Source organism: Bacillus haikouensis (genome assembly GCF_013179555.1).
GTDB lineage: Bacteria > Bacillota > Bacilli > Bacillales > Bacillaceae_B > Rossellomorea > Rossellomorea haikouensis_A.
In genome coordinates this window covers 1-22,650 of record NZ_JABMCR010000039.1, presented here as the reverse complement: position 1 = coordinate 22,650, position 22,650 = coordinate 1, and the positions used below count along the sequence as shown (strand labels likewise).

The window sequence follows — 22,650 nt, the reverse complement described above, 5'->3', positions numbered from 1 at the left end:
GGAAGCCGCCTATCGTAATGGTGAACAGTGGCTTGAGAACATCCTGGGCTATTTAAAGGAAAATGTGAACATAACAAAATCATTCATTGAAAAGCACCTGCCCCGGATTCACCTTGTCGAACCGGAAGGAACCTATCTTCTCTGGATTGACTGTCAGGAGCTCGGTCTTTCAGATGAGGAGCTCAAAAATCGATTGTTGGATAAAGGGAAGCTTGGCCTGGAACCCGGTCCAAAGTATGGGAAAGGCGGAGAAGGATTTGTGAGAATGAATATTGCCTGTCCCCGTGAAATGCTATTAGATGGGTTGGAAAGGCTGCGTACAGCGTTGGGATAGAGTTTAATATGAGCAGGTTGCCCGTTGGCTTTCCTGCTCTTTTTTACACAAAAAACCCCTCTGTTCACAAGGAAGTGAACAAAGGGAACTCTTCTTACTTCTTCTCTTTTTCCTTTCCAATTTCAGCACAGGCAATCCGAGTACCTGAATTCCCTGCAGGCTGCGTCATGCCGTCATCCTTGTTATCCGTGATGACCAGCGAAGTGCCTTCTTTTGTAATCAAAGAAGTCTTTCCTCTGGTCATCGTCACGAGTGGTGCCATCAATTTCACCTTTACGGCTCCGTCCTCTCCAACAATGATATTAGGAAGGTCACCGGCATGGGCTCCTTCAGGGTGCAGCAGACCGTGTTTCTTATCCTCAGGATTGAAGTGATTTCCCGCAGACACAAAGTCAGGGCGTTTACATGAGCCTTTTTCATGAAAATGGATGCCGTGTTCACCAGGAGGCAGACCTTCCAAATCGAGATCTACTTCCACCCCATCCGACTTTTCCTGAAGAATCACCTTCCCAAGCGAATCGCCCGTGTCGTTTTTCATATCGATTTCCGTCTTCTTGGGATTCTCCAAGGCACACGCCCCCAGAAGGATCGCAGGCAAAACAATGTATAGTAACTTATTCGTTTTCATATATGATTCCTCCAAATGTGCATACTCCTCCTCCATTTTTGACGAGACAGAGGGAAAGTATTCTTATGGAAGAGAAAAAACGGTCTTGCCGGGATTTGAGGCGGAAGAGAAAAATCACTTTTGTTTATGGAACCATTACCGTATTTTGGGTTTGTCAATGTCTTTTAGGGAATTATCCGCCAATGAAAATGGGGTTATCAACCAAAGAATCCACATATCAACTATATTGTCGGGGGATCAACGAAAATTCGAATTTGTCAACTCTTTTTCCTTTTTATCAACAAAAACAAATAACAATTATCCAACTCCAGCCTGCTGCCTGCGCAAAATCTTCTCCACAAAAAGAGCACGCCTTAAAATACCGGCATGCTCTCATAGCGATCATTCAGTTTCTCGATTCCTGCTGTGCCTGACCTCTTCTTCAATGGCTTTCGTCTTGAGCTCTTCCTTCTTAGATACTTTTTTGATCAGACGGAACGTCAAGATCGTCAATATAAAAAAGATGACCATCCAAATCGCGGCTGGAATATATTCTGTCTTATCTTCCGGAAAATATAAAAACAAATTCAATACAAACGAAGAAAGCATCACAAGCTCCTTTCCTTTCACAACAAACTCTTTCACCATTATACCAAGATAAAAATCCAGAAACCAATTACTGAGGACAAGAATTTAACGATTCTATGAACAACCCCATACCTGAAAATTCAATTCGACGGGTGGTTGGTCTCCGACCTGACAATTTCCGGGGAAATAAGGATAATTTCGTCAATAATCCCCTTTTCCCTTCATGGAAATAGGGTGAAAGGTAAACTATTATTCTACTACATAGTTATTTTTCAGTTGATCTGACCCGATACCTCCGATGACCATCAAAGCCAAGGGTAAGAAGTTTGATATGAGTGGCATTCCTTCCAATATGGTTATTTCCAACCCGGCAAATTTATTCAGGCCAAAAATCACTAACTTTGATGCCAAAAGTATAACCCCCAGCATAAATACGCTGTCAAATAATACTTTCATCTTCGGATGAGCCAGCTGCTTACTGTCCCGTATAACTCTTTCTTTCAATTCTTCATCACTCCTCAATAATTCATCGATGGTAATTCCAAATAAATCACTTAAATGGATGATCACCTCAATACTGGGATAATTCTTTCCGGTTTCCCACTTGGATACAGATTGGCGACTTACGTGAATTTTCTCTGCCAGTTCATTTTGTGACCAATCTCTTTTTTCCCGTTCTTTTTTTAAACGTTCGCTGAAAATCATAAAGAAATCATCGCCTTTCTATATCCCATTATTGTAAAAAGAATGATGGAAAGTAAAGCTCGTATAAAGTGCTCTGTGATGCAACTTTTGAGCGACATGAAAAGAACCTTGAATCATCAAGGTCCTTTAGCTGAAACATAGTTGATCAGGCAGTGGAGACATCATCAGTCCAATGTACAACCAATTCGTTTTCCACCTCAGCCTGCATTCGATATATCCGTTATTTCACTACTTTAATGTTCTCGATGACCACATCTTCTTTAGGAACATCATTCTGTCCGACTTCCACATTCGCGATTTTATCCACGATGTCCATTCCCTCGATCACGTGACCAAATACCGTATGCTTAAAGTCAAGATGCGGTGTTCCCCCTTGTTCCATATAGGCATCGATGATGTCCTGAGGGAATCCTGCTTCTTTCATTTTTTCTTCAAATCCAGGATTAACTTCACTGTTCTGCACAATGAAGAACTGACTTCCATTCGTATCAGGACCTGCATTCGCCATTGAAAGCGCACCCCGGATATTAAAAAGCTGCTTGGAGAATTCATCTTCGAATGATTCTCCCCATATGCTTTCGCCGCCCGTCCCGTTACCGTTCGGGTCTCCGCCTTGAATCATAAAGTCTTTGATTACACGGTGGAATTTCAGACCGTCATAATATCCATTTTCACTGTGTGTGATAAAGTTCTCAACCGTTTTAGGTGCCTGTTCAGGGAATAATTTTATTTTGATCGTACCCATTGAAGTCTTCATTTCCACTACTTTTTCATTTTCGGCTACTTCCGTTGTCAATTGCGGATAAGTCATGTTGTCATCTCCTCCAGATTCTGTGTCACCTTTTTTCTTTTCTTCTGTTTCAGCAGGATTTTTTTCACTGCCGTTATCCTTTTCTGTTTGTCCACATCCGGCAAGAATTAAACCTAAAAGACACAAGGATATTAGTAGCAATCTCTTCATATATGTACCTCCACATGTTACGTTTATCGTATACTTTGCCACAATCACGTTGTGTTCCATTATAATAGACTTGGACACGAAAGAGGAGAGGTAATTTTGCAAAATTTTCAAATAGGGGATAAAGTCACAGCATTTTATAAAACGGGAAAATATGTTGGTGAAGTGACAGGAGAACGGCCGGGCGCTTATGTAGTAAGGATTCTCGCCGTACTCAAACACCCACGCCAAGGGGATTTGCATAACCCGGCTGAAGTGGTTGTTCCATTATTTCACGAACGCAAGGCACTCGCATTCCGGGAACAAGCCAACATGCCCGAAAAAATGGTCAAGCCTTTCGAAGATGAAATACCGGAATATAACGAATCACTCGTGACTGCTTTTGGAGATCTTAAAAAGCAGCAGGAATCAGACGGTTCCCCGCATGCCTTAAAGAGTCTGGAAGCTCTGAAAGGGATTCAACGGGAATATGAACTGATGTATGGGTTGACGTTTGAATAGGATTGGTCATGACTCATAAGTGATGCTTTGTCCATTATGAAGAAAGCCATTCCTTCCATTATCGGAAGGAATGGCTTTTTTCATCAATAAGTAACAGCGACAGACATTCTATCAAGCAAGCTGATTATAGAACTTGCTCAGGTCGATTCGATCGCCGATGGTGGTCGGTTCTGCTTTATCGAGGTACTTTTTATCTTTTTCCACAAGATTGTATATATGGTGGGTGGTCAGTGCATCATCGAGTGCTTTATGATGCTTCCCGACTCCTTCCCTTCCGTATTCCTGGACAGCTTTCCATAAGCCGGTTTGGTTCTGATCTCCGAAGAAACGTTTGTATTCCATCGATAAATCGACAAATTGGGCTTGAAAAGGAAAGGCAATGCTTGATTGGGCGCAGTTGTCCCTTAACACTTTCATATCCATGTTGCCCCATGTGACGACTTTCTCGATTCCATTTGAATTCAGCTGGTTGAAATAATCGATGAGGGTTAGGAAGGATATGCCTTCGTCTACTTTATCTTGTGTGATCGATAAAAATCGTTTGCAGCGATTGGTTAGTCTCGGGAAGGCAGAAGGTTTTACATAAGTGGAAAACGTATCTGTCACTTTCCCTTTCTGAACCACGACCACACCCGCTTCGATGATTTCAGGAAAAAAACCTTTGGGGACTCTATGCCGTTCCGGCATCGAAAATTCAAAGTCAATGAACACAAGCTGCTTTGCTTTTACCACATAACTCCCTCCTCATAATCTGATCAGACCCCAATTTATCTAGTAAAATAATATTCTTTATACGACCGAGTCTATGTACAAGCACCATTTAAAGGTTGCCTCATCAGTGAGAGTACATAATTCTTATTCTTATATTATATCATGTTCGACCTTTGAATTATGACTAAATCCTTTACTCCAGGGCTAAAATTTTTTATTCAGTGGACTCTGGACGCAAACTCTAATAAAATAGATATTTAGGGAACCGAAATAAATTATTTATGAGAAGGTGTTAATATTTCTATAGAAAAAAAGAATCTTGTCATCATGGTTATGGCAAACTTTCTAGTCGCTGCAAGTGCCACTATGGTCCTTCCGTTCTTATCTCTTTATATAGAGACGTTCGGTGATTATAGTGCTGAGTATGTTCAGCGCTGGTCCGGTTTTGTGTTCGGTATTACTTTTTTAACGGCGTTCTTTATTTCACCTTTATGGGGAAGATTTGGTGACCGGTACGGCTATAAGCCAATCCTTTTGATTACTGGATATGGAATTGCCACTTCCATTTTCTTAATGGGATTCATGGATTCTGTTCATGGGTTGTTTATTCTGCGGATGATTATGGGAATCGTTACCGGGTTCATCCCGACATCCATGGCACTCATCTCTTCTCAGACATCCAAAAGAGAAGCAGGAAAGATCTTAGGAACACTGCAGATGGGGACGGTGTCCGGGGGCTTGTTCGGTCCAGTCATCGGCGGGATTCTTGCTGATAATGTTGGTTTTTCTTATACCTTTATCTTTACGGCGATTTCAATCGCATTAGCTGCGACAGTGGTACTGTTCGGGATCAATGAGCAGCGTGGGAATGCACAGAGGAATAAGCAAAACAAATATTCAAGCAAGCAGGTGCTTCAGCACATAATCAGCCATAAGCTTCTTGTGACTGTGATTATCCTGTCATTAATCATACAGGTTGCCAATTTCAGTATTCAGCCTCTTTTAGCACTTTATGTGGCTGAACTGACTTCTTCTGCCAATCTGGCATTACTGGCCGGCCTTGCCTTTTCAGCAACAGGTTTCGGAAATTTTATCGCTACAAGGCAATGGGGGAAGCTTGGCGATCAAATCGGGTATGAAAAAGTACTCTCTTTCCTATTGGTGTTTTCCTCCATTCTTATCATTCCACAGGCCCTCGTGACCGATCTTTGGCAGCTCGTGCTTCTGCGGTTCCTATTCGGAATTGCCATCGGCGGTTTGATCCCGTGTATAACTGCATATATCCGGCAGGAGGCGCCTGTCAGCATGCAGGGTGAATTATTAGGCTACAACCAGAGCTTCCGTTTTCTCGGAAATGTGATTGGACCGGTCCTAGGAGGAACATTATCCGGATTTATTGGAATTTCTTCCGTTTTTTATGTAACAGGTGCTTTATTCTTGGGGGCATTTGGATTATTATGGTGGAGTATGCGACATTCTCAAGTTGACGGTCACGTGAATCAAGATTACTAGAAAAGTAGAGTGGAATAATGAGAGTTTTTGCAGGATTTCTTACAGTAATTTGTTTTATGACTATCTTTTTTACCATATTGTTCTTTACGACCGAGGAAGTCGACAGAGTTCAGGGGTTTCAGGATGAGCTCGAAAACACCGTGAATACAGATCAGTTGAATCTTAATAAAACCAGCTTGCTTCTGGACAAAGACGGCAGTGTGTTTTCAGAGGTGAATCGTCCTTTTCGATTGTACGTGGAGGATGAGAAGATCCCTCCATTCGCAAAGGATATTCTGGTCGCTTCTGAAGATCAGCACTTTTATGAGCATGTGGGGTTTGACGCCGGTGCCATTTTAAGGGCAGTCGTAAAGAATCTGGTATTCACCCATATCCAGCAGGGAGGAAGTACGATTACCCAGCAGCTCGCCCGGAATTTATATTTAGGTCAGGAAAAGACCTATAACCGTAAACTGACTGAGCTTTTCTATGCACATGAAATCGAGAGCTCCCTTTCAAAAGATGAAATACTTGAGCTTTATCTCAATGTCATATACTTCAGCAACGGTGTTTATGGGATCGAGACGGCATCCCAATATTATTTTCAAAAAGGTGTTTCGGAATTGAACAAAGCAGAGCTGGCATTCATCGCATCCATACCCAATAATCCGGGTAAGTACGATCCAGTCGATCATTTCGATCAGACCAAAGTTCGTCAGGAACGTCTGCTTGATATACTTGTAAACACAGAAAGGCTGGCAAAGAAAGAAGCCGACAAGCTGAAGAAAATGCCTATAAAACTCAACATCCGCAAGAAAATCGACCGGTATCCTGATTACGCGTTTTACGTGGAAGAGGAACTGAGAGAGTTGATTTCTTTTCAAGAAGGATACAAGGCACAACTGGAAAACGCCACTTCCCCCCAGGAAAAAGAACGGATTATCAAAGAACTGGATGAACGATTTGAAACTGTTATTGCTTCAGGTGTCAGAATTCAGACTGCACTGGACCCTGGGCTTCAGCAAAAAAGCGTCCGTGCCTTAAATGCAGGCCTCAAGGGTGAAAAGCTGGAGGGTGCATCGGTAACCATCGATAATGAAACAAGAAGAATCACAGCAATGACTGGCGGGAAAGAGTATCAGAAATATAACTTCAACCATGCATTTCAAGCTTACAGGCAGCCTGGATCTTCCATCAAGCCGCTGCTCGTATATGCACCGTATCTTGAAACGTTCAAATCGTCCATTTATGAGAAGGTGAATGCCAATAATTACTGTGTCGGTACTTATTGCCCGATCAATTACGGAGGTGTCCAGCCGGGAACGGTGACAATGAACCAATCACTGGCCCAATCCTACAACACATCTGCTCTCCGCTTGATGGAGAAGGTCGGGGTCGAAAAAGCCTTCGACAAGATTTCAGCTTTTTCTTTTAAAAGACTGGCTGAACAGGACCGCACCTATGCAGCTTCAATCGGTGGATTCACTTACGGTTTCAGCCCCCTCGAAATGACGGATGCCTACACTTCATTCATCAATGGAAGTTATAGAGGAAGCCATGCGATAGTGAATGTGAAAGATGGAAATGGAAAGATTCTTTACGAGTGGAAGACCGAGCCGAAGCAGGTCTGGTCAAAAGATACCACCGCAAAAATGAGGCAGATGCTCGCTAATGCGGCGGCCAATGGTACAGGCAAGGCAGCTTACGTCTCCAAACCCTATGCAGGGATTAAAACCGGCACCACCAATAATTATCATGACTACTGGGTGTTGGGACTGACGAATGAGTACACAACCGGAGTCTGGGTCGGACATGATATCCCGCAGAATATGAGCAGGATCGAAAGACTTCGTCCGAGTCATAAAATTTGGCAGTCGATTATGAAATAGCGCTTAGAGATTCGTCTCTCGGCGTTTTTTTATTCGGTCATTCCCCTCCGAATTAACGTCTTCGACAAACATATGGCGGGTATACAAGGCTCCAGCCTTTTATAAGCGAAACTCCTGATGATTCGACACACTCCTGCCCACAGGACTCCACACCATCTTCAACAAAAAAAGAGTACAAAACTAAACGTTTCATACTCTTAAATAACATCCCGCTTACAGCTTCACTTTCGACATAATCGGCAAGCTGGCCATGACACCGTTATACAGTTTTAAAACAACGAAGAAAATTGTCAAGAACAAAGAAGACCATGTAAAAAGTTGGAGACTGATGACTCCGATGATCCCTGTTTTGGAAACGGTGACGCTGATTTTATATACAAAATAAACAAAATAGACGATAGAAGTGACTGCGAATATCGCGATTAATCCAAGGAAGGATTTGAGACTTACCACCGATATGATACCGCCTATAAAATAAATCATGGAACCCGAGCGGACCCTGTTATATAGCTGCCCTTCCGATTCTTTCGAGAAGAACAGCATAGAGAGCCCGTTAATGGTTTCAGCAATTAGCTTCAAGGCTGCAAATACCATAAAAAAGACGATCATAAGCAGAATCAATAAGACAAACTTCAGTTGAATATCGGATAAAAATTCACGCATTCCCGGGTACACGCCGATTTTCTTAAAAAGGTCGACAAACACTTCCACCCCGTAAACGGAGAAGGTAAGACTGAATAATAAGATGGAGAATAAGGGCAGATAGCTTGTTAAATATGTATTCTTCAATTGATAACTCTCCCAATGTGATTATTCCATACAACACTTTCATCATAATCGTTTATGGGAATCTTGAAAAGGGTATTAATAAGAAAATCCCGGGACATTTGACATATGTGAAGGGATCATTAATTGCGGAAATTAATCGGTCTATACGCGTTCGTGGATATTTATTCTCAGGCTGTACTAAATAATCTATTAAGCCACGGCGCCTGCATATAAGTTGAAATGCAAAAAATGACTGCCTCTCCCATATGGACACGAGTACAGGCAGTCAATCAATGACGTCTTCTGTTTGCAATATTTTCTTAGGAACGATGCGAATATACTCCCTCGGCCTGAATGGCTCACGAATCCAGCCATTATCTGCTGATACTTCTCCCTCTTCTGTTCCGTCGTATTGAACAGGCTGAAGATTTGCAGCCGCCGGGTCATCCGTTTCGATGATGCCCCGGTTAAAACGGTCCTGTGACTCAATCATCCATCCCAATCCGATCAACGTAAATAAAATAGTCGTAAAGGCCGCCGTTTTTCTTTTCATTTTCACCACCACCATATGGATAGGATTCTCCAAAATGACCAAAACTATTCTTAGAAAGTCGACAAATTCTGTGGAGTTTCTCAAAAAAATTTCGCAAGGATATTTCCGCGTTTCTACATATTTAATACTTCATGAAAAATCCGCGGCAGGCGTAGGCATGAGTAATGCAAGCATTGTTTTTTTACGTTATAATGCCTTTAGGTTAAAGCTTTCGGGGCATAATAGGAGGATCCTTGAAGAATTCAAACATGGAGTACATAATAAAGAGTTAAAAAAATACATGACTTTCATATGAGGGGGGTTTTTATGACACTATTACATTGGGCTATTATATCGCCTTTTTTATTTGCAATTCTTATTCCATTCCTGTATAAAGCGATGCGTCAGGTTCATACTGGCTGGTTTGTATTGCTGCTGCCGGTTGCTTTATTCAGTTATTTCATTCAATTCATGCCAGTCACGAGCGATGGAAAGGCCATCAAGGAAACGGCGGAGTGGATGCCTTCATTCGACATCAATTTCACTGCTTATGTCGACGGCCTTGGACTATTGTTCGCACTTCTAATTACCGGGATCGGTTCTTTAGTTGTGCTTTACTCCATCTACTACTTAGATAAAAAACGGGAACAATTACATAATTTCTATGTTTACTTAATGATGTTCATGGGAGCCATGCTCGGTGTAGTTCTTTCGGATAATCTGATTGTTCTTTATATGTTCTGGGAATTCACATCCATTTCTTCCTTCCTACTGATCGGTTATTGGTATCACCGTGAGCGGTCAAGGTACGGTGCTTTGAAATCGATGCTCATTACTGTATTCGGCGGGTTGTCCATGCTGGGTGGATTCATTCTACTTTATCTGATGGGCGGAACGTTCAGCATCCGGGAATTGATTTCACAATCCGATCTTCTGATGAATGAAGCATTGTTCATTCCTGCAATGCTACTGGTTCTATTGGGTGCATTTACGAAATCTGCTCAATTCCCATTCCATATCTGGCTTCCGGATGCCATGGAAGCCCCGACTCCAGTCAGTGCCTATTTACACTCTGCAACCATGGTAAAGGCGGGAATCTATCTCGTTGCCCGCATGAGTCCTATATTTGCAGAGACAAGTCTCTGGTTATGGCTTGTCGGCGGATTTGGTATTTTCACCTTATTCTGGGGATCCTTCAATGCTGTGAAGCAAACGGATTTAAAAGCGATTCTCGCATTCTCAACTGTAAGTCAGCTTGGTCTTATCATGTCCTTGCTTGGTGTTGGGGCAGCCGCACTGCACTACACCCACCTGGATGACAACATCTATATGGTGGCGACACTGGCTGCTGTATTTCACTTGATTAATCACGCAACCTTCAAAGGGAGTCTCTTCATGGTTGCCGGGATTGTCGACCACGAAACGGGAACGAGGGATATCCGGAAGCTCGGGGGACTGATGAGCTTTATGCCGATCACCTTCACGATCGCAATCATCGGTGCGTTCTCGATGGCCGGGCTGCCTCCATTTAACGGATTCCTGAGTAAAGAAATGTTCTTTACCGGTATGGTCCGAGTGCTTGAAATGGATATCTTCAGCTTGGATACTGCTGGAATAATCTTCCCAGTACTTGCATGGGTGGGAAGTGTCTTTACGTTCATCTACAGCATGATTCTTGTATTCAAGACATTCACAGGTGAACATCAGCCTGAGAAGCTTGAGAAAAAGCCGCATGAAGCACCGCTTGGAATGTTGATTTCTCCAATTATCCTGGCTTCGCTTGTTGTCGTGTTCGGGTTTTTCCCCAATATTCTTTCGGAACGCATCATCGCCCCGGCAGTGGCTGCGATCACACCAAGCCTGGTGGAAGAAGGACATGAGATCAAAGCACATATTTCGTTCTGGCATGGACCGACCCCGGAATTATTTATGACATTCGGTGTCATCCTGTTCGGGATTCTGCTTTATCACCTTCTTCCCAAATGGAAGAAGGTATACTCATGGAGACCTGAGCGCCTGTCACTCAATTCCATTTATGATGGAGTATTGGTGCGCGGGGAGCGTGCCGCTTCATCTTTTACAAAAGGGTATATGACAGGGTTTATCCGCAGTTATCTGGTCTATATATTCGCGTTCTTTATCGGCATTGCGCTATTCGGATTATGGTATAAAGGTGCCTTTGCAGTTAATACAGTGGAGTTAGCCCCAATCGGGATTTATGAAGTAGCGATTGCGCTGCTGCTTGTGATCAGCTCTCTCACTACACTGTTCGCGAAGTCGAGATTGACATCGATCATATCCCTGGGGGCAGCGGGTTACACTGTATCATTATTCTTTGTCTTGTTCCGTGCACCCGACCTGGCACTGACTCAACTTGTGATTGAGACAGTATCGGTTGCATTATTTCTGTTGTGTTTCTACCATCTGCCAAAAATGAGCAGGCACGAAACAAGAGTGAAGTTCAAAATTGAAAATGCAGTGATCGCTGTTGGTGTAGGGATCGTCGTTACCTTGTTTGCGATTTCTTCTTACAGCACAAAACTGTTTAAATCAATATCAAGCTATTATATTGAAAATGTCTATGAAGTTGCGCATGGAAAAAACATGGTCAATGTCATTCTTGTGGACTTCCGTGGATTTGATACATTATTTGAGATTTGCGTACTGGCCATCGCATCATTAGGGATTTATTCCATGATTAAACTGCGTCTGACAAGGAGGAAAGAAGGATGAAAACGAAAACAAACGACGTTATTTTACAAACAGTAACAAACGTTGTCGCCTTCATGATCCTCTTGTTTTCTCTCAGGATTTTCTTTGTCGGTCACTATACTCCGGGCGGAGGTTTCATCGGAGGCTTAATGACTTCAGGCGCTATCGTATTACTCCTGCTGGCTTATGATATTAAGACTGTGGCAAATATTTTGCCGGTGGATTATAAGATCCTTACTGCGATTGGATTGTTATTTGCTGTCGGCACTTCTGCCGGCGCACTTGTGTTTGATGTACCGTTCCTGACCCACGCATACGGTGAGTTCAATCTTCCGCTGCTTGGTGAAACGGGACTGCATACGGCAGTTTTATTCGATACAGGAGTATATCTGGTTGTTATCGGTGTAACGATGACCATTATTCAAACTATAGGAGTGAGTGAATAATGGAAATATTAATGGCAATAGTTGTTGGAATTCTTTTTACCTGCGCCGTCTATTTAATGCTATCGAAAAGCTTGCTCCGAATCATAATCGGAACAGCGTTATTAAGTCACGGTGCGCATTTACTGATCCTTACTGTCAGCGGTCTTAAAGGGGGCGATGCTCCTCTTTACGGCGAACATGCTGCATCTTATGTCGATCCATTACCGCAAGCGTTGATCCTCACAGCGATCGTCATCTCCTTTGGGGTGACAGCTTTTTTCCTGGTTCTCGCTTATCGGGCATATCAAGAGCTTGGTACTGATAATGTGGATCAGATGAGAGGAACTGAAGGAAATGATTAATTTATTGATTTTACCGATCCTGATCCCGCTGATTACAGCGGTGATCTTAATGTTTGTCAGCAAATATGTAAAAGTACAACGTGGAATATCAGCCATCTCAACCGCTGCGACAGTTATAGCTTCCCTTGTACTGATCAACACCGTCTTTCTTGATGGAATCCAGACGGTGAATTTGGGAAGCTGGGAAGCTCCTTTCGGAATTACACTCGTTTCTGATATGTTTTCAGCTTTGTTAGTGACGACAACAAGTATCATTACATTGATCGTGATTCTTTACTCGTTCAAGTCGATCGGGATTGACAGGGAACGCTTTTATTATTATCCGGTCGTGCAATTTCTCCTCGTCGGGGTGAATGGTGCATTTACGACAGGTGATATCTTTAACCTCTTCGTCTTTTTCGAAGTCATGCTGATGAGTTCATACGTTCTCATCGTGCTTGGCGGGACCAGGAATCAGCTGCGGGAAGGCATTAAATATATCCTTGTAAATGTCATCTCCTCTGCGTTATTCGTCATTACGGTTGCCTATTTGTATTCCGTGCTGGGCACCTTGAATATGGCGGATATCTCGAGAAAAATCGCAGAAGTCGATCAGCCTGGGATCCTGACAGCGATTGCGATTCTTTTTCTAATCGTCTTTGGGTTAAAAGGAGCGATATTCCCATTATACTTCTGGCTTCCAGGATCCTATTATGCACCGCCAACACCGGTTCTTGCATTATTCGGTGCCCTCCTCACGAAGGTAGGGGTATATTCGATCATCAGGACGAATACGTTATTTTTCTACCACGATACGGGCTTTACACATGAAATCCTTGGTGTACTCGCCATCCTGACGGTTGTGCTTGGGTGCATTGGAGCCATTGCATACTGGGATGTTAAGAAGATCATCATCTATAACATCATCATCGCAGTCGGCGTGATCTTATTCGGGGTATCCACGATGAATCCCGATGCATTGGAAGGTTCTGTTTACTATCTGGTTCATGATATGATCATCAAAGCGGCATTATTTCTGCTAATCGGCGTCATGATCAAAATCACTGGAACGACCGACCTCAAGAAAATGGGCGGTCTCATAAAAGAATACCCTTGGCTTGGCTGGACATTCCTGGCAGCAACTTTCTCGCTTGCAGGAATCCCGCCTCTCAGCGGATTTATCGGAAAGCTAATGATCCTGAAAGGGGGCTTCAGTGAAGGAGACTATTTAGGAGCAGCTGTCGTCCTCGCTTCAAGCCTGCTCGTCCTGTATTCAGTCATCAAGATCTTCCTGAATGGTATATGGGGCGCGCCAAAACCCTATCACGGGATTACAAAAGGACATGCACGTTATTTATGGATGACATCCGCTGTATTGGTCCTGCTGGCAGTCTTATACGGCTTTGGGGCAGAAACGCTGCGCCCGCTGTTCACACAGGCAGCTGAAGTATTAACGGACCCGAATCTCTATATAGACGCAGTGTTAAAGGAGTAATGTAGAATGGCCTTTCAAATATTATTAAACTTTTTCCTAGCCTTTGTCTGGATGTTTCTTTCGGTGTCCTTTACTGCTCAATCATTCCTGATCGGTTATATCCTGGGATTGATCGTAATCTTTGCATTCAGAAGGTTTTTTTCAACCCGCTTTTATCTGAACAAAGTGACAGCCGTCATCAGACTGCTGATCCTGTTCATCAAAGAACTGATCATGGCGAATATTTCTGTTTTAAAAGTGGTGCTCAGACCGAAGCTCGATTTTCGGCCGGGGATCTTTGCCCTTCCCACCGAATTGAAATCGGACTGGGAGATAACGTTATTGGCAAATCTGATTACATTGACACCAGGTACGCTGGTCGTGGATGTATCCTTCGATAATAAGATACTTTATATTCACGCCATTGATATTGCCGATTCGGATGAAGCAATCGATGAGATCAAAAACTCTTTTGAAAAAGCCATTATGGAGGTGAGCCGCTAATGCTGCATATGATTATTCAAATCACTCTGCTTTGTGTCTCGATATCCATGCTGGGCCTGATTTACCGGGTGATCAAAGGGCCTACTACCCCTGACCGTGTTGTCGCCTTGGATGCAATCGGGATTAACTTGATTGCAATCGTCGCGCTCATTTCCATGATTCTGGATACCTACGCTTTTTTAGAGGTTATTCTTCTTCTCGGAATCCTGGCATTCATCGGGACCGTAGCCTTTTCGAAGTTCTTGGAGAAAGGGGAGATCATCGAACGTGAGCGTAATCATTAGTTGGATCATTGGATTTTTCCTTATCGTCGGAGGACTGTTGAGCTTGCTGGCCACATTCGGCGTGTTAAGACTGCCGGATGTCTACACAAGGAACCATGCTGCCTCAAAAAGCGCGACACTCGGAATCATGTCGATACTCATCGGGACATTTTTCTATTTTTATCTGGAACACGGTCACTTCAATTCAAGGCTGATTCTAGCCATCATCTTTATATTTGTAACCGCTCCTGTAGCGGGTCACCTGATTGCAAGGGCGGCGTACAATTCCGGCGTGAAGATGTGGGATAAAAGTGTACAGGACGATTTAAAGGATAAGGAAGAGTACGAAAAACAAAATGGATAAAAAAAGCTGGACCAAGCGGGAAATGCCGCCAGGTCCAGCTTTTTAAGTTGTTAAGAAATCAATTCAAACTAGATAATTGTTCTGCGCCCATCCTCTCGAGACGTTTCGGTTCGTTCAATGAAGTGAAAGAACGACTTCACTGCTCGATCCTCCAACGCTTGTCGGGGCTGACCAAGGCGCTTGCGCTTTTCTTATTGTCCGGCTCCAGCGCCTAGCCCCTCGAGACGTTTCGGTTCGTTCAATGAAGCCAAAGAACGGCTTCACTGCTCGATCCTCCAACGCTTGTCGGGGCTGACCAAGGCGCTTGCGCTTTTCTTATTGGTTATACAGTTCTTGATCTACACTGCCATCCTGCTTATGAATAACAAGCGTGCCGGCATGTTCGTTCACATAGTCCTTTGCTTTCGAGAGAAGTTCCTCTTTCGTGCCCTCCACCATGATTGCTCGGCTGCTGTCAGACTTGATCAACTGCCAGCCGTCATCATGCGTCTTTACATGATATTCAGTTTTATCCTGTGTTTTGTCCTCCTGGGACTTGTGCGCACGATCGGTTGCAATGGCAATCGCCCTTCCTTCATTGTACCCTTCATCCAAAAGGGCATTGGCTATCTCTATGGCTTTATTCCGGACATCCGCAGGCAGGTTCTTTAGCGATGATGGATAATCATTTTTACTCCATGGCATAAGTGTAACCTCCTTGTAGTGGTTACTTATTGATTTCCCATTGTATATGCTTTTAAACATGAACCCGGCATTCAGTCTGGGTGCCTAATTCCACAATGAGGTTAGCGCTTTGGTACAACTGCCATCGTGCAGCGCGAGACACAGATCAATTGATGTTCTTCATCGGTGATCTTTATATCCCACACCATGGTCGTCTTCCCCTGGTGCATGACAGTGGCAGTCGCCGTCACCGCCCCGTCACGTTTTGCTTTAATGTGATTTGCATTGATTTCAAGTCCAAAGCAGATTTCTTTATCCAAATCGATTAGTTCCACTGCTCCTACACTCGCAACCGTCTCAGCAAGAGCGACCGACGCGCCGCCGTGAAGAAACCCGAAAGGCTGTCGGGTAGCCTCGTTAACAGGCATTGTCGCAATCACCTTCCCTTTTCCTAATTCCACAAACTCAATTCCAAGTGTACTGATCAATGTATTGTCCATCTTCATCCTGTTCACCTCATAATTGTCATCTTATAGTAGAATTTCGGTAAAAATGGTGAAAATCCTTTTTTTTATATAACTGTTTACATACATCAACATCTGCGGCAGATTCAATAGATACCGTCCAAGCCCTCCATCCGGAAGCCTCAGTTCCTCCTGAAAGGAGACACTGTATTTACTGACATCCTTAAGAATAATCTCATACTCTGCTACATACATTTCCTTAGAACCTGATTGCCAGGGATAAGGAGGTATTCCATGAATCGCTATCACCCATTTTATCATCCTGTTCAAAGCCCCTATCAGCCCCATCATTCAAGAAGGAATTATCAACTATACCCCAGTTTCCATTATCGAAATAACTTTCCTCAGGTAGAAACGAAAACGTTTATGGCCTCTGCCGATAAAACTTTGACGTTAATGGAAAGTGCTCATCTCGTATTAATGAAAATAAAGAATGATACGTCTTTCGCTAACCAATTGATGAATTTAGCACAGCAATCCAATACTCCCGAGGTGCTTCAGCTCATCCGCAGAACAGGAGTAAAGGTCGTTCCCGCCGTCTCATTTAATCCCGACGGAATCCACATGGTATTTGATGAGAAGCTTGGTGAAGTGGATTGCTGCCATATTATTGTAAATGTACGCTGGCGGGAAATGTAAGTTGTTCATATGTACCTCGATGAAGAAGCCTATAACACTGCGAATATACACAATAAAAGTGACACCCAGGATTTCATGGAGTCACTTTTTTCATTCGCTTGTCAGTATGGGTAATATGGGTATCCGTAACCATATGACGGATACTATGGGTATGGGTAAGGTCTGGGATAAAGCAGCGCCGAGCCTAACAATCCTCCCAGAACTCCTCCGACAAATGGGGCGCCGAAGAATCCTCCTCCATAAAACGGCCGCCTGCCGTATCCAAACGGTCTGCGCCCATAAACAATTCGATTATTCATCTATCATTCCCTCCTCATCTTTCTTCTTCAGCCGTCTATTTTTATAGGCTATACTACAGTCATATGCGGAATGATCCTGTTCGGGGTGGGCTTTGGCCATCTTCTGTTTTTGGGAGGGGTCCATTGAAAAGGATGCCTGGCCGGAGGTGTGCGGTTGATATTGTTTCGACACGTGCTGTTTCAAAGGTGTAAAAAATTTTCGGAAAGTGGCGTAATTATCTGAAAAGAGGGAGTGAAAATGCATGTTCTAACCGGCACAATTATTTTAAACGCAGCTCAATAATTTATATTTTTCATATATTGACCAGAATTGACTCGTGTTTTGCCTTAATCCGGCCGGTCCTCCAGAATTCACGACATAACCGCCACAGCCAACAACATTCCCCTTTCAACCGATTCTTCCCAACATAAAAAGCAGAGAACCAAAGTCCTCTGCCAATACCAAGGTTAAAACATCATCGCCGCAATCCATCCGAAGAGGATCAGAGGGATATTAAAGTGTAAGAACGTCGGTACGCATGTATCCCAGATGTGGTTGTGCTGGCCGTCTGCATTCAGTCCGGCTGTGGGTCCCAGCGTGCTGTCCGATGCCGGTGATCCCGCATCCCCTAAAGCTCCAGCTGTGCCGACGATGACGATGGTCGCCATCGGGCTGAAGCCGAGTTCCATGCAAAGGGGGACGAAGATCGCCGCGATGATCGGAATCGTCGCAAAAGATGAGCCGATGCCCATCGTGACAAGCAGACCGACTATAAGCATGAGCAGTGCTGCGAGTGCTTTGTTTCCGCCGATTGCTTCAGCAGTCGCTTCAACCAGTGTTTCGACATGCCCCGTCTCTGTCATGACTTCTGCAAATCCTGAAGCTGCAATCATCACGAACCCGATGAAGGCCATCATTTTCATTCCTTCATTCAAGAGACCATCCGCTTCCTTCCATTTCACCGAACCTGAAAGGTAAAGAACCGCAATCCCTGCCAACGCACCGAAGATCATGGATTCAAGCTGCAGCTGGACATAAAGCGCTGCAATGATCGAGAGAATAGCGAAAATCATCGCTTTCTTGTTATAGACCATTTTTTCCTCTGAAATGACTTCTTTTGCTTCACTGTATTTTCTTGATTTTCGATAGCTTACAAACACTGCAATCAGCAGTCCGATGAACATCCCTCCCACAGGGACCAACATGGCTTTCGGAATATCGCCCATTGCGATTTCCATACCGCTTCTATCTATATTTTGCGCTATGATTTCGTGAAACTGCAATCCAAATCCTACAGGAAGCAGAATATAGGGTGCAGTCAAACCGAATGTAATGACCGAAGCGATCACGCGTCTGTCGATTTGAAGCTCTGTCATGACTTTCAATAACGGCGGAATCAGGATCGGGATAAATGCGATGTGGATCGGAATCAAGTTTTGGGAAAAGACAGCCATGGTTAGAATGGCAAAGACGATAAGTGCTTTAGATAGGGCTGTCTTTCTGGAATCCCCTTTATTTCCGACAACCTTCAATACCCAATCAACGAGCAGGTTCGGGATTCCTGTGTAAGAAATCGCTACAGCGAACCCTCCAAGTAAAGCATAACTTAAGGCAATATTGGCGCCGCCTGATATTCCTTCAGAGAAGACTGCAACCGTCTCATCTACGCCCATGCCGCCTATCAGCCCGCCGACAAGTGCACCTGTTATGAGTGCAAAGACGACGTTGACACGCACAAGACTCAATATGAGCATGATCAGAACAGCAATGACAACTGCGTTCATAATTTCTTCCTCCCTTTAAAAAATGTTCTACAGCCCAGTGACAGAACTGATTATAAAAATAGTAGTTTAATAGGATTTGTTTCAATTCACTTTAGTTCGCTAAATTGGTAGAGTAATAAAACAACGTTTTTAACTCTAACAAGATAAAGGGGGGTTGTCAATACTTTAGTCTGATGAATCACTAAAATATTGGGTGGTAAGTTTTTGAAGCGTAATGGTAAGGGGATACCTTTTGTTTTCAACTTTTGCAGTTTTATTTTTAACTTCGGCTCCTCGACATAACTGGTTTTATTTTCAACTCTATTAAACATACGGAGGCTCGGGGGAATGGGCTCACCTGTATCAAAGCGATAAAAAAACCTTTCTCCCCTCAACTATTGACGGGAAAAAGGCTTTGATCATTCAATCTCACTTATTTCTCCAGTGGCTGGAATCGTTCCACCAGGAGTGCCAGCGTACGGGCCATGACCCCGGTGGCACCTGAAGGACCAAGTTCATAATGACTCTTCGTCGTGGCGGTTCCTGCGATATCCAGGTGGACCCATGGAAGTCCGTCGGCAAATTCCCCTACGAAGGCACCGCCCATGATGGCGTGGCCTGCTCGTCCCGGAGAATTGTTGAGGTCCGCAATTTTACTGCTTCGCACACGCTTTTTATCGTGTTCTGTATACGGCAGCTGCCAGATGAATTCTCCTGACTCGCTTGAGGCTTCTAGCACCTGTTCAAAGAATGCTTCATTATTTGTCAGTGCACCCGTTTTATCTTCACCGAGAGCAACAATGACTCCGCCTGTCAATGTAGCTACGTCCACGAGGTAATTCGCTCCATGATGCTTCGCATACGTCATCCCGTCTGCCAGAGCAAGGCGTCCTTCTGCATCCGTGTTCAGGACCTCGATTGTTTTACCGCTCATAGCCGTGATTACGTCATCAGGCTTGAATGCCGAACCGCTGACCATGTTGTCCGTTGAAGGGATGACGGCTACGACGTTCTGTTCAGGCTTTGTCTCTCCGATAATTTCCATTGCACCAAGAACAGCCGCGGCTCCTCCCATATCCGTCTTCATCCCGACGATGCCGTCCTTCGGCTTGATGGAGTAACCCCCGGTATCAAAGGTGATCCCTTTTCCGACTAAACCGATGACGTCCTTCCACTCATCTTTACCGTTGTATTTCAAGACGATCATCTTAGGAGGTTCAACGGATCCCTGGTTGACGGCAAGAAGCGCGCCCATGCCAAGGCTCTCCATTTCTTCCTTGTCGAGGATTTCTGCTTCGAAATCATAACGTTCTGCAAGTTCAAGCGCATATTCCGCCATTCTAGTGGATGTCAGCAGATTTCCAGGCGTGTTCACCAGCGTGCGGGCAGAGTTGACCCCTCTTCCGAAAGCCGCTCCCACTTCAAGAGCAGTTTTGACTTCTTTTTCTTCTTCACTTGTAAAAAATTCAATGCTGTCTACATAGACTTCCGGCTCATTTGATTTTTGCTTGTAGCCTTCGAATTGATATGTAGCCATCGTGAATGCCTCCATGAAAGCATGAGCCGCGTCTACACTTGGAAGTTCTTCCGAAGAGAATGTATCCAGCGCAACTGAAAATGAGGATACTTTCATTTCTTTCAGCTCTTTCGATGCAAGACCGAGCGTTTCCTTTAAAAGATCGAAGGTCAGATTTGTCTGCTTGCCAAGACCGACAAACAGGATCCGTTTGCTCCCGATTTTTCCGAATGTATGTATTTTTGATCGTTTTTTAGGTTTTGATGAAATGTCTCCATCTTTTACCAGCGAAGTGAGATACCCTTCAAATGCGTGATCTAGCGCTTTCAGTTCCCCTTGGAATGATGGCTGATGATAGACTCCGACCACCAAACATTCCCCGGCTGCTTCTGTTATGTCTTTATGATTGATTGTAAAATTCATTTCCCCTGACACCTCCATTCTCTATTATAGCGAAGATATCTTATTATTTCGACATTCCAGCTTTAAGGAGTGTTCAAGTTAGTTCTGCTTGCAATCGGGTATGATATAATTAGAACATCAATTCATTCAGATTATTGTAAAGGTGGCATGTGACAGCATGGAATTATTTTTGAATTTTCCATTTTGGGCCTCTTTGCTGGCAATTTTCTTTGCACAGTTTGTCAAAGTGCCCATACAATTTATTGCGACGAGAGAAGTCAACTGGTCTTTGATTACCTCTACAGGAGGGATGCCGAGCTCCCACTCTGCCGCAGTAACGGCTTTATCCACAGGTGTCGCCCTCGAAACCGGACTGTCTTCTCCGATCTTTGCCGTGTCGGCTATTTTTGCCATCATAACCATGTTTGATGCAACCGGCGTTAGAAGGCAGGCGGGTGAACAAGCCATCGTATTGAACCAATTAACGACCGACTTTCAAAAATTTTTGACAGAAGCCAAGGGCTGGCAGAACAAACCCGAGCAGGAAAAGCGGAAAGAGTTAAAGGAGCTGCTTGGGCATAAACCGATCGAAGTCTTTTTCGGCGGCCTTTCAGGAATTCTCCTGACCCTGCTTCTCCACTATTTATTTTTCACTTAGGAGTGATTCGGTGAGGATTGTCTCGATCTGCCCGAGTAATACTGAAATCATTGATTATCTTGGTCTAACATCCAAGCTGGTCGGTGTGGATGATTTTTCCGATTATCCTGAAGCGGTCCGTTCACTTCCAAGACTCGGACCTGATTTATCCATCGATATGGATAAGCTCCAGTCGCTTGAACCGGATCTCGTCTTTTCTTCTATGAGTGTTCCCGGTATGGAGAAGAATATTGAGGAATTGGAAAAGAGGAGCATCCCTCATATCACGCTTAACCCCCAAAGCTTCCATGACATTGCAGAAGATATTTTGACTGTCGGGAAAGCATGCTCTGTTGAAGATGCTGCAGTCAAAAGGCATCAATTTTTACATACAGTCGAGGAGCTGAAGCGGTTAAGCAGGAACGTCACCCATACTCCGGTCCTGTACTGGGAATGGTGGCCAAAGCCCGTTTTTACCCCTGGAAAAATCAACTGGCTGACTGAACTGAGTGAGATGGCCGGGGCAAAAAACTGCTTCCGCGATGTCGAACTTGCAAGCGTTCAGACCGACTGGGAAGATGTCAGGCTGCGCGAACCCGATTATATTTGCCTTGCCTGGGTAGGCGTACAACAGAAGCGGGTGAATCCCGAAATAGTGAGGAAGCGTCCTGGCTGGGGTACCATGAAAGCCGTTCAGGACAATCGGATCCTCATCCTGGAAGAAGCCCTTTATTGCAGGCCCTCCCCCCTTCTTTTAAAAGGAGCGGTACAACTTGCCCGGAAGCTTCATCCTGATGTATATGAAGAGTTGGATCTTCAAGGTGCTCCATAATAAAAAGGCCCGTACACACTTTTACTAAAATGTACCCTATAGAGTAGACACTTAAAAAAAGTCTACCTATAGGGTATTTTTTTGTATAATGACAAATAGACACTAGTAGAAATCGGGGAAACATCATGAGTAAAAAAACATTCACAGAGAAAGAAATCAAACAATTATCCATTAATCCTTTTGTGAAAGCTGTAAGCGCTAAGGGAATTACCTACAAAGATGAATTTA

Annotated in this window: 26 protein-coding genes and 2 pseudogenes; 15 read left to right on the top strand and 13 right to left on the bottom strand. The window is 44.0% G+C overall.

Annotation, left to right across the window (positions count from 1 at the left end):
- Window positions 1–334 (top strand): annotated as a pseudogene (locus HP456_RS06000) (cystathionine beta-lyase); the annotation flags it as partial.
- 94 nt (window positions 335–428) lie between these two features.
- Here the strand turns inward: HP456_RS06000 and HP456_RS05995 are convergent.
- From HP456_RS05995 to HP456_RS05980, 4 genes are all read right to left on the bottom strand, one after another.
- A complete protein-coding gene (locus HP456_RS05995; protein WP_172249105.1) occupies window positions 429–962 on the bottom strand; it encodes a superoxide dismutase family protein in 534 nt (177 codons plus the stop codon).
- 381 nt (window positions 963–1,343) lie between these two features.
- Window positions 1,344–1,571, bottom strand: a complete 228-nt coding sequence (locus tag HP456_RS05990) for a hypothetical protein (RefSeq protein ID WP_312857734.1) — start codon at window positions 1,569–1,571, stop codon at window positions 1,344–1,346.
- Window positions 1,572–1,778: 207 nt separating this feature from the next.
- A complete protein-coding gene (locus tag HP456_RS05985; RefSeq protein ID WP_172249103.1) occupies window positions 1,779–2,234 on the bottom strand; it encodes a helix-turn-helix domain-containing protein in 456 nt (151 codons plus the stop codon).
- Window positions 2,235–2,454: 220 nt separating this feature from the next.
- On the bottom strand, window positions 2,455–3,195 hold the full coding sequence (locus HP456_RS05980) for a peptidylprolyl isomerase (RefSeq protein ID WP_172249101.1): 741 nt from the start codon (window positions 3,193–3,195) through the stop codon (window positions 2,455–2,457).
- A gap of 93 nt (window positions 3,196–3,288) precedes the next feature.
- Here HP456_RS05980 and kapB point away from each other — a divergent pair, with 93 nt between their 5' ends.
- Entirely contained in the window at window positions 3,289–3,693 is a 405-nt protein-coding gene (gene kapB, locus HP456_RS05975; protein WP_172249106.1) for a kinase-associated lipoprotein KapB, read from the top strand.
- Window positions 3,694–3,804: 111 nt separating this feature from the next.
- Here the strand turns inward: kapB and kapD are convergent, their stop codons facing one another.
- Window positions 3,805–4,425, bottom strand: a complete 621-nt coding sequence (kapD, locus tag HP456_RS05970) for a 3'-5' exonuclease KapD (protein WP_172249100.1) — start codon at window positions 4,423–4,425, stop codon at window positions 3,805–3,807.
- 276 nt (window positions 4,426–4,701) lie between these two features.
- Here kapD and HP456_RS05965 point away from each other — a divergent pair, with 276 nt between their 5' ends.
- Together HP456_RS05965 and HP456_RS05960 are read left to right on the top strand one after the other, a co-directional pair.
- Window positions 4,702–5,916 carry an MFS transporter gene (locus HP456_RS05965; RefSeq protein ID WP_312857735.1) on the top strand — a complete coding sequence of 405 codons (1,215 nt, stop codon included), beginning with the start codon at window positions 4,702–4,704 and terminating at the stop codon, window positions 5,914–5,916.
- 56 nt (window positions 5,917–5,972) lie between these two features.
- Entirely contained in the window at window positions 5,973–7,784 is a 1,812-nt protein-coding gene (locus HP456_RS05960) for a transglycosylase domain-containing protein (protein ID WP_246288788.1), read from the top strand.
- A 213-nt stretch (window positions 7,785–7,997) separates the two neighbouring features.
- On the opposite strand, the gene HP456_RS05955 is transcribed toward HP456_RS05960, so the two are convergent.
- Complete coding sequence (locus HP456_RS05955; protein WP_172249097.1) at window positions 7,998–8,573, bottom strand: DUF5366 family protein; 576 nt, start codon at window positions 8,571–8,573, stop codon at window positions 7,998–8,000.
- A 265-nt stretch (window positions 8,574–8,838) separates the two neighbouring features.
- On the bottom strand, window positions 8,839–9,105 hold the full coding sequence (locus HP456_RS05950) for a hypothetical protein (RefSeq protein ID WP_172249096.1): 267 nt from the start codon (window positions 9,103–9,105) through the stop codon (window positions 8,839–8,841).
- A gap of 306 nt (window positions 9,106–9,411) precedes the next feature.
- Here HP456_RS05950 and HP456_RS05945 point away from each other — a divergent pair, with 306 nt between their 5' ends.
- Genes HP456_RS05945 through mnhG form a run of 7 tightly spaced genes read left to right on the top strand, consistent with a single transcriptional unit; the run spans window position 9,412 to window position 15,167 of the window.
- Window positions 9,412–11,817 (top strand): Na+/H+ antiporter subunit A, encoded by a 2,406-nt coding sequence (locus HP456_RS05945; protein ID WP_172249095.1) that lies wholly within the window; start codon window positions 9,412–9,414, stop codon window positions 11,815–11,817.
- Window positions 11,814–12,242 carry a Na(+)/H(+) antiporter subunit B gene (locus HP456_RS05940; protein ID WP_172249094.1) on the top strand — a complete coding sequence of 143 codons (429 nt, stop codon included), beginning with the start codon at window positions 11,814–11,816 and terminating at the stop codon, window positions 12,240–12,242. The genes HP456_RS05945 and HP456_RS05940 overlap by 4 nt, the downstream gene beginning before the upstream one ends.
- Window positions 12,242–12,583, top strand: a complete 342-nt coding sequence (locus HP456_RS05935) for a Na(+)/H(+) antiporter subunit C (RefSeq protein WP_172249093.1) — start codon at window positions 12,242–12,244, stop codon at window positions 12,581–12,583. Before HP456_RS05940 ends, HP456_RS05935 begins: the two co-directional genes overlap by 1 nt.
- Window positions 12,576–14,057 (top strand): Na+/H+ antiporter subunit D, encoded by a 1,482-nt coding sequence (locus HP456_RS05930; protein WP_172249092.1) that lies wholly within the window; start codon window positions 12,576–12,578, stop codon window positions 14,055–14,057. The genes HP456_RS05935 and HP456_RS05930 overlap by 8 nt, the downstream gene beginning before the upstream one ends.
- 6 nt (window positions 14,058–14,063) lie before the next feature.
- Complete coding sequence (locus HP456_RS05925; RefSeq protein ID WP_172249091.1) at window positions 14,064–14,540, top strand: Na+/H+ antiporter subunit E; 477 nt, start codon at window positions 14,064–14,066, stop codon at window positions 14,538–14,540.
- Window positions 14,540–14,824: a Na(+)/H(+) antiporter subunit F1 gene (locus HP456_RS05920; protein WP_172249090.1), complete on the top strand. Its 285-nt coding sequence runs from the start codon at window positions 14,540–14,542 to the stop codon at window positions 14,822–14,824. Before HP456_RS05925 ends, HP456_RS05920 begins: the two co-directional genes overlap by 1 nt.
- Window positions 14,808–15,167, top strand: coding sequence for a monovalent cation/H(+) antiporter subunit G (gene mnhG / locus HP456_RS05915; protein ID WP_172249089.1), 360 nt, complete (start codon window positions 14,808–14,810; stop codon window positions 15,165–15,167). The genes HP456_RS05920 and mnhG overlap by 17 nt, the downstream gene beginning before the upstream one ends.
- 315 nt (window positions 15,168–15,482) lie before the next feature.
- Here mnhG and HP456_RS05910 read toward each other — a convergent pair whose 3' ends face one another.
- The 3 genes from HP456_RS05910 to HP456_RS05900 form a co-directional block, all read right to left on the bottom strand.
- Window positions 15,483–15,851 (bottom strand): DUF2188 domain-containing protein, encoded by a 369-nt coding sequence (locus tag HP456_RS05910; protein ID WP_172249088.1) that lies wholly within the window; start codon window positions 15,849–15,851, stop codon window positions 15,483–15,485.
- A gap of 101 nt (window positions 15,852–15,952) precedes the next feature.
- Entirely contained in the window at window positions 15,953–16,336 is a 384-nt protein-coding gene (locus HP456_RS05905; RefSeq protein WP_172249087.1) for a PaaI family thioesterase, read from the bottom strand.
- A gap of 24 nt (window positions 16,337–16,360) precedes the next feature.
- Complete coding sequence (locus HP456_RS05900) at window positions 16,361–16,603, bottom strand: hypothetical protein (protein ID WP_172249086.1); 243 nt, start codon at window positions 16,601–16,603, stop codon at window positions 16,361–16,363.
- On the opposite strand from HP456_RS05900, the gene HP456_RS05895 reads away from it, so the two are divergent.
- Entirely contained in the window at window positions 16,589–16,993 is a 405-nt protein-coding gene (locus tag HP456_RS05895) for a YuzC family spore coat inner layer protein (RefSeq protein WP_172249085.1), read from the top strand. The genes HP456_RS05900 and HP456_RS05895 overlap by 15 nt on opposite strands.
- Before the next feature lie 143 nt (window positions 16,994–17,136).
- Here HP456_RS05895 and ymaG read toward each other — a convergent pair whose 3' ends face one another.
- From ymaG to HP456_RS05880, 3 genes are all read right to left on the bottom strand, one after another.
- The gene (gene ymaG / locus HP456_RS05890) at window positions 17,137–17,292 is read right to left on the bottom strand and encodes an inner spore coat protein YmaG (RefSeq protein WP_172249084.1); all 156 of its coding nucleotides are present in this window, start codon (window positions 17,290–17,292) and stop codon (window positions 17,137–17,139) included.
- A 447-nt stretch (window positions 17,293–17,739) separates the two neighbouring features.
- The gene (locus HP456_RS05885; RefSeq protein WP_172249083.1) at window positions 17,740–19,056 is read right to left on the bottom strand and encodes a Na+/H+ antiporter family protein; all 1,317 of its coding nucleotides are present in this window, start codon (window positions 19,054–19,056) and stop codon (window positions 17,740–17,742) included.
- 412 nt (window positions 19,057–19,468) lie between these two features.
- Window positions 19,469–20,974, bottom strand: coding sequence for a leucyl aminopeptidase (locus tag HP456_RS05880; protein WP_172249082.1), 1,506 nt, complete (start codon window positions 20,972–20,974; stop codon window positions 19,469–19,471).
- Window positions 20,975–21,131: 157 nt separating this feature from the next.
- On the opposite strand from HP456_RS05880, the gene HP456_RS05875 reads away from it, so the two are divergent.
- From HP456_RS05875 to HP456_RS25620, 3 genes and pseudogenes are all read left to right on the top strand, one after another.
- On the top strand, window positions 21,132–21,611 hold the full coding sequence (locus HP456_RS05875) for a divergent PAP2 family protein (protein WP_172249081.1): 480 nt from the start codon (window positions 21,132–21,134) through the stop codon (window positions 21,609–21,611).
- A gap of 10 nt (window positions 21,612–21,621) precedes the next feature.
- Complete coding sequence (locus tag HP456_RS05870; RefSeq protein ID WP_172249080.1) at window positions 21,622–22,422, top strand: cobalamin-binding protein; 801 nt, start codon at window positions 21,622–21,624, stop codon at window positions 22,420–22,422.
- An 88-nt stretch (window positions 22,423–22,510) separates the two neighbouring features.
- Window positions 22,511–22,650: pseudogene (locus HP456_RS25620) on the top strand (IS3 family transposase); the annotation flags it as partial.

Coding starts and splice junctions, on each gene's coding strand:
- HP456_RS05980 (WP_172249101.1), bottom strand. CDS start 3,195: ATGAAGAGATTGCTACTAATATCCTTGTGTCTTTTAGGTTTAATTCTT.
- HP456_RS05880 (WP_172249082.1), bottom strand. CDS start 20,974: ATGAATTTTACAATCAATCATAAAGACATAACAGAAGCAGCCGGGGAA.
- HP456_RS05935 (WP_172249093.1), top strand. CDS start 12,242: ATGGAAATATTAATGGCAATAGTTGTTGGAATTCTTTTTACCTGCGCC.
- HP456_RS05925 (WP_172249091.1), top strand. CDS start 14,064: ATGGCCTTTCAAATATTATTAAACTTTTTCCTAGCCTTTGTCTGGATG.
- HP456_RS05940 (WP_172249094.1), top strand. CDS start 11,814: ATGAAAACGAAAACAAACGACGTTATTTTACAAACAGTAACAAACGTT.
- HP456_RS05930 (WP_172249092.1), top strand. CDS start 12,576: ATGATTAATTTATTGATTTTACCGATCCTGATCCCGCTGATTACAGCG.
- HP456_RS05885 (WP_172249083.1), bottom strand. CDS start 19,056: ATGAACGCAGTTGTCATTGCTGTTCTGATCATGCTCATATTGAGTCTT.
- HP456_RS05960 (WP_246288788.1), top strand. CDS start 5,973: ATGACTATCTTTTTTACCATATTGTTCTTTACGACCGAGGAAGTCGAC.
- HP456_RS05995 (WP_172249105.1), bottom strand. CDS start 962: ATGAAAACGAATAAGTTACTATACATTGTTTTGCCTGCGATCCTTCTG.
- HP456_RS05920 (WP_172249090.1), top strand. CDS start 14,540: ATGCTGCATATGATTATTCAAATCACTCTGCTTTGTGTCTCGATATCC.
- HP456_RS05895 (WP_172249085.1), top strand. CDS start 16,589: ATGAATCGCTATCACCCATTTTATCATCCTGTTCAAAGCCCCTATCAG.
- HP456_RS05950 (WP_172249096.1), bottom strand. CDS start 9,105: ATGAAAAGAAAAACGGCGGCCTTTACGACTATTTTATTTACGTTGATC.
- HP456_RS05945 (WP_172249095.1), top strand. CDS start 9,412: ATGACACTATTACATTGGGCTATTATATCGCCTTTTTTATTTGCAATT.
- HP456_RS05905 (WP_172249087.1), bottom strand. CDS start 16,336: ATGAAGATGGACAATACATTGATCAGTACACTTGGAATTGAGTTTGTG.
- HP456_RS05875 (WP_172249081.1), top strand. CDS start 21,132: ATGGAATTATTTTTGAATTTTCCATTTTGGGCCTCTTTGCTGGCAATT.
- ymaG (WP_172249084.1), bottom strand. CDS start 17,292: ATGAATAATCGAATTGTTTATGGGCGCAGACCGTTTGGATACGGCAGG.
- HP456_RS05985 (WP_172249103.1), bottom strand. CDS start 2,234: ATGATTTTCAGCGAACGTTTAAAAAAAGAACGGGAAAAAAGAGATTGG.
- HP456_RS05910 (WP_172249088.1), bottom strand. CDS start 15,851: ATGCCATGGAGTAAAAATGATTATCCATCATCGCTAAAGAACCTGCCT.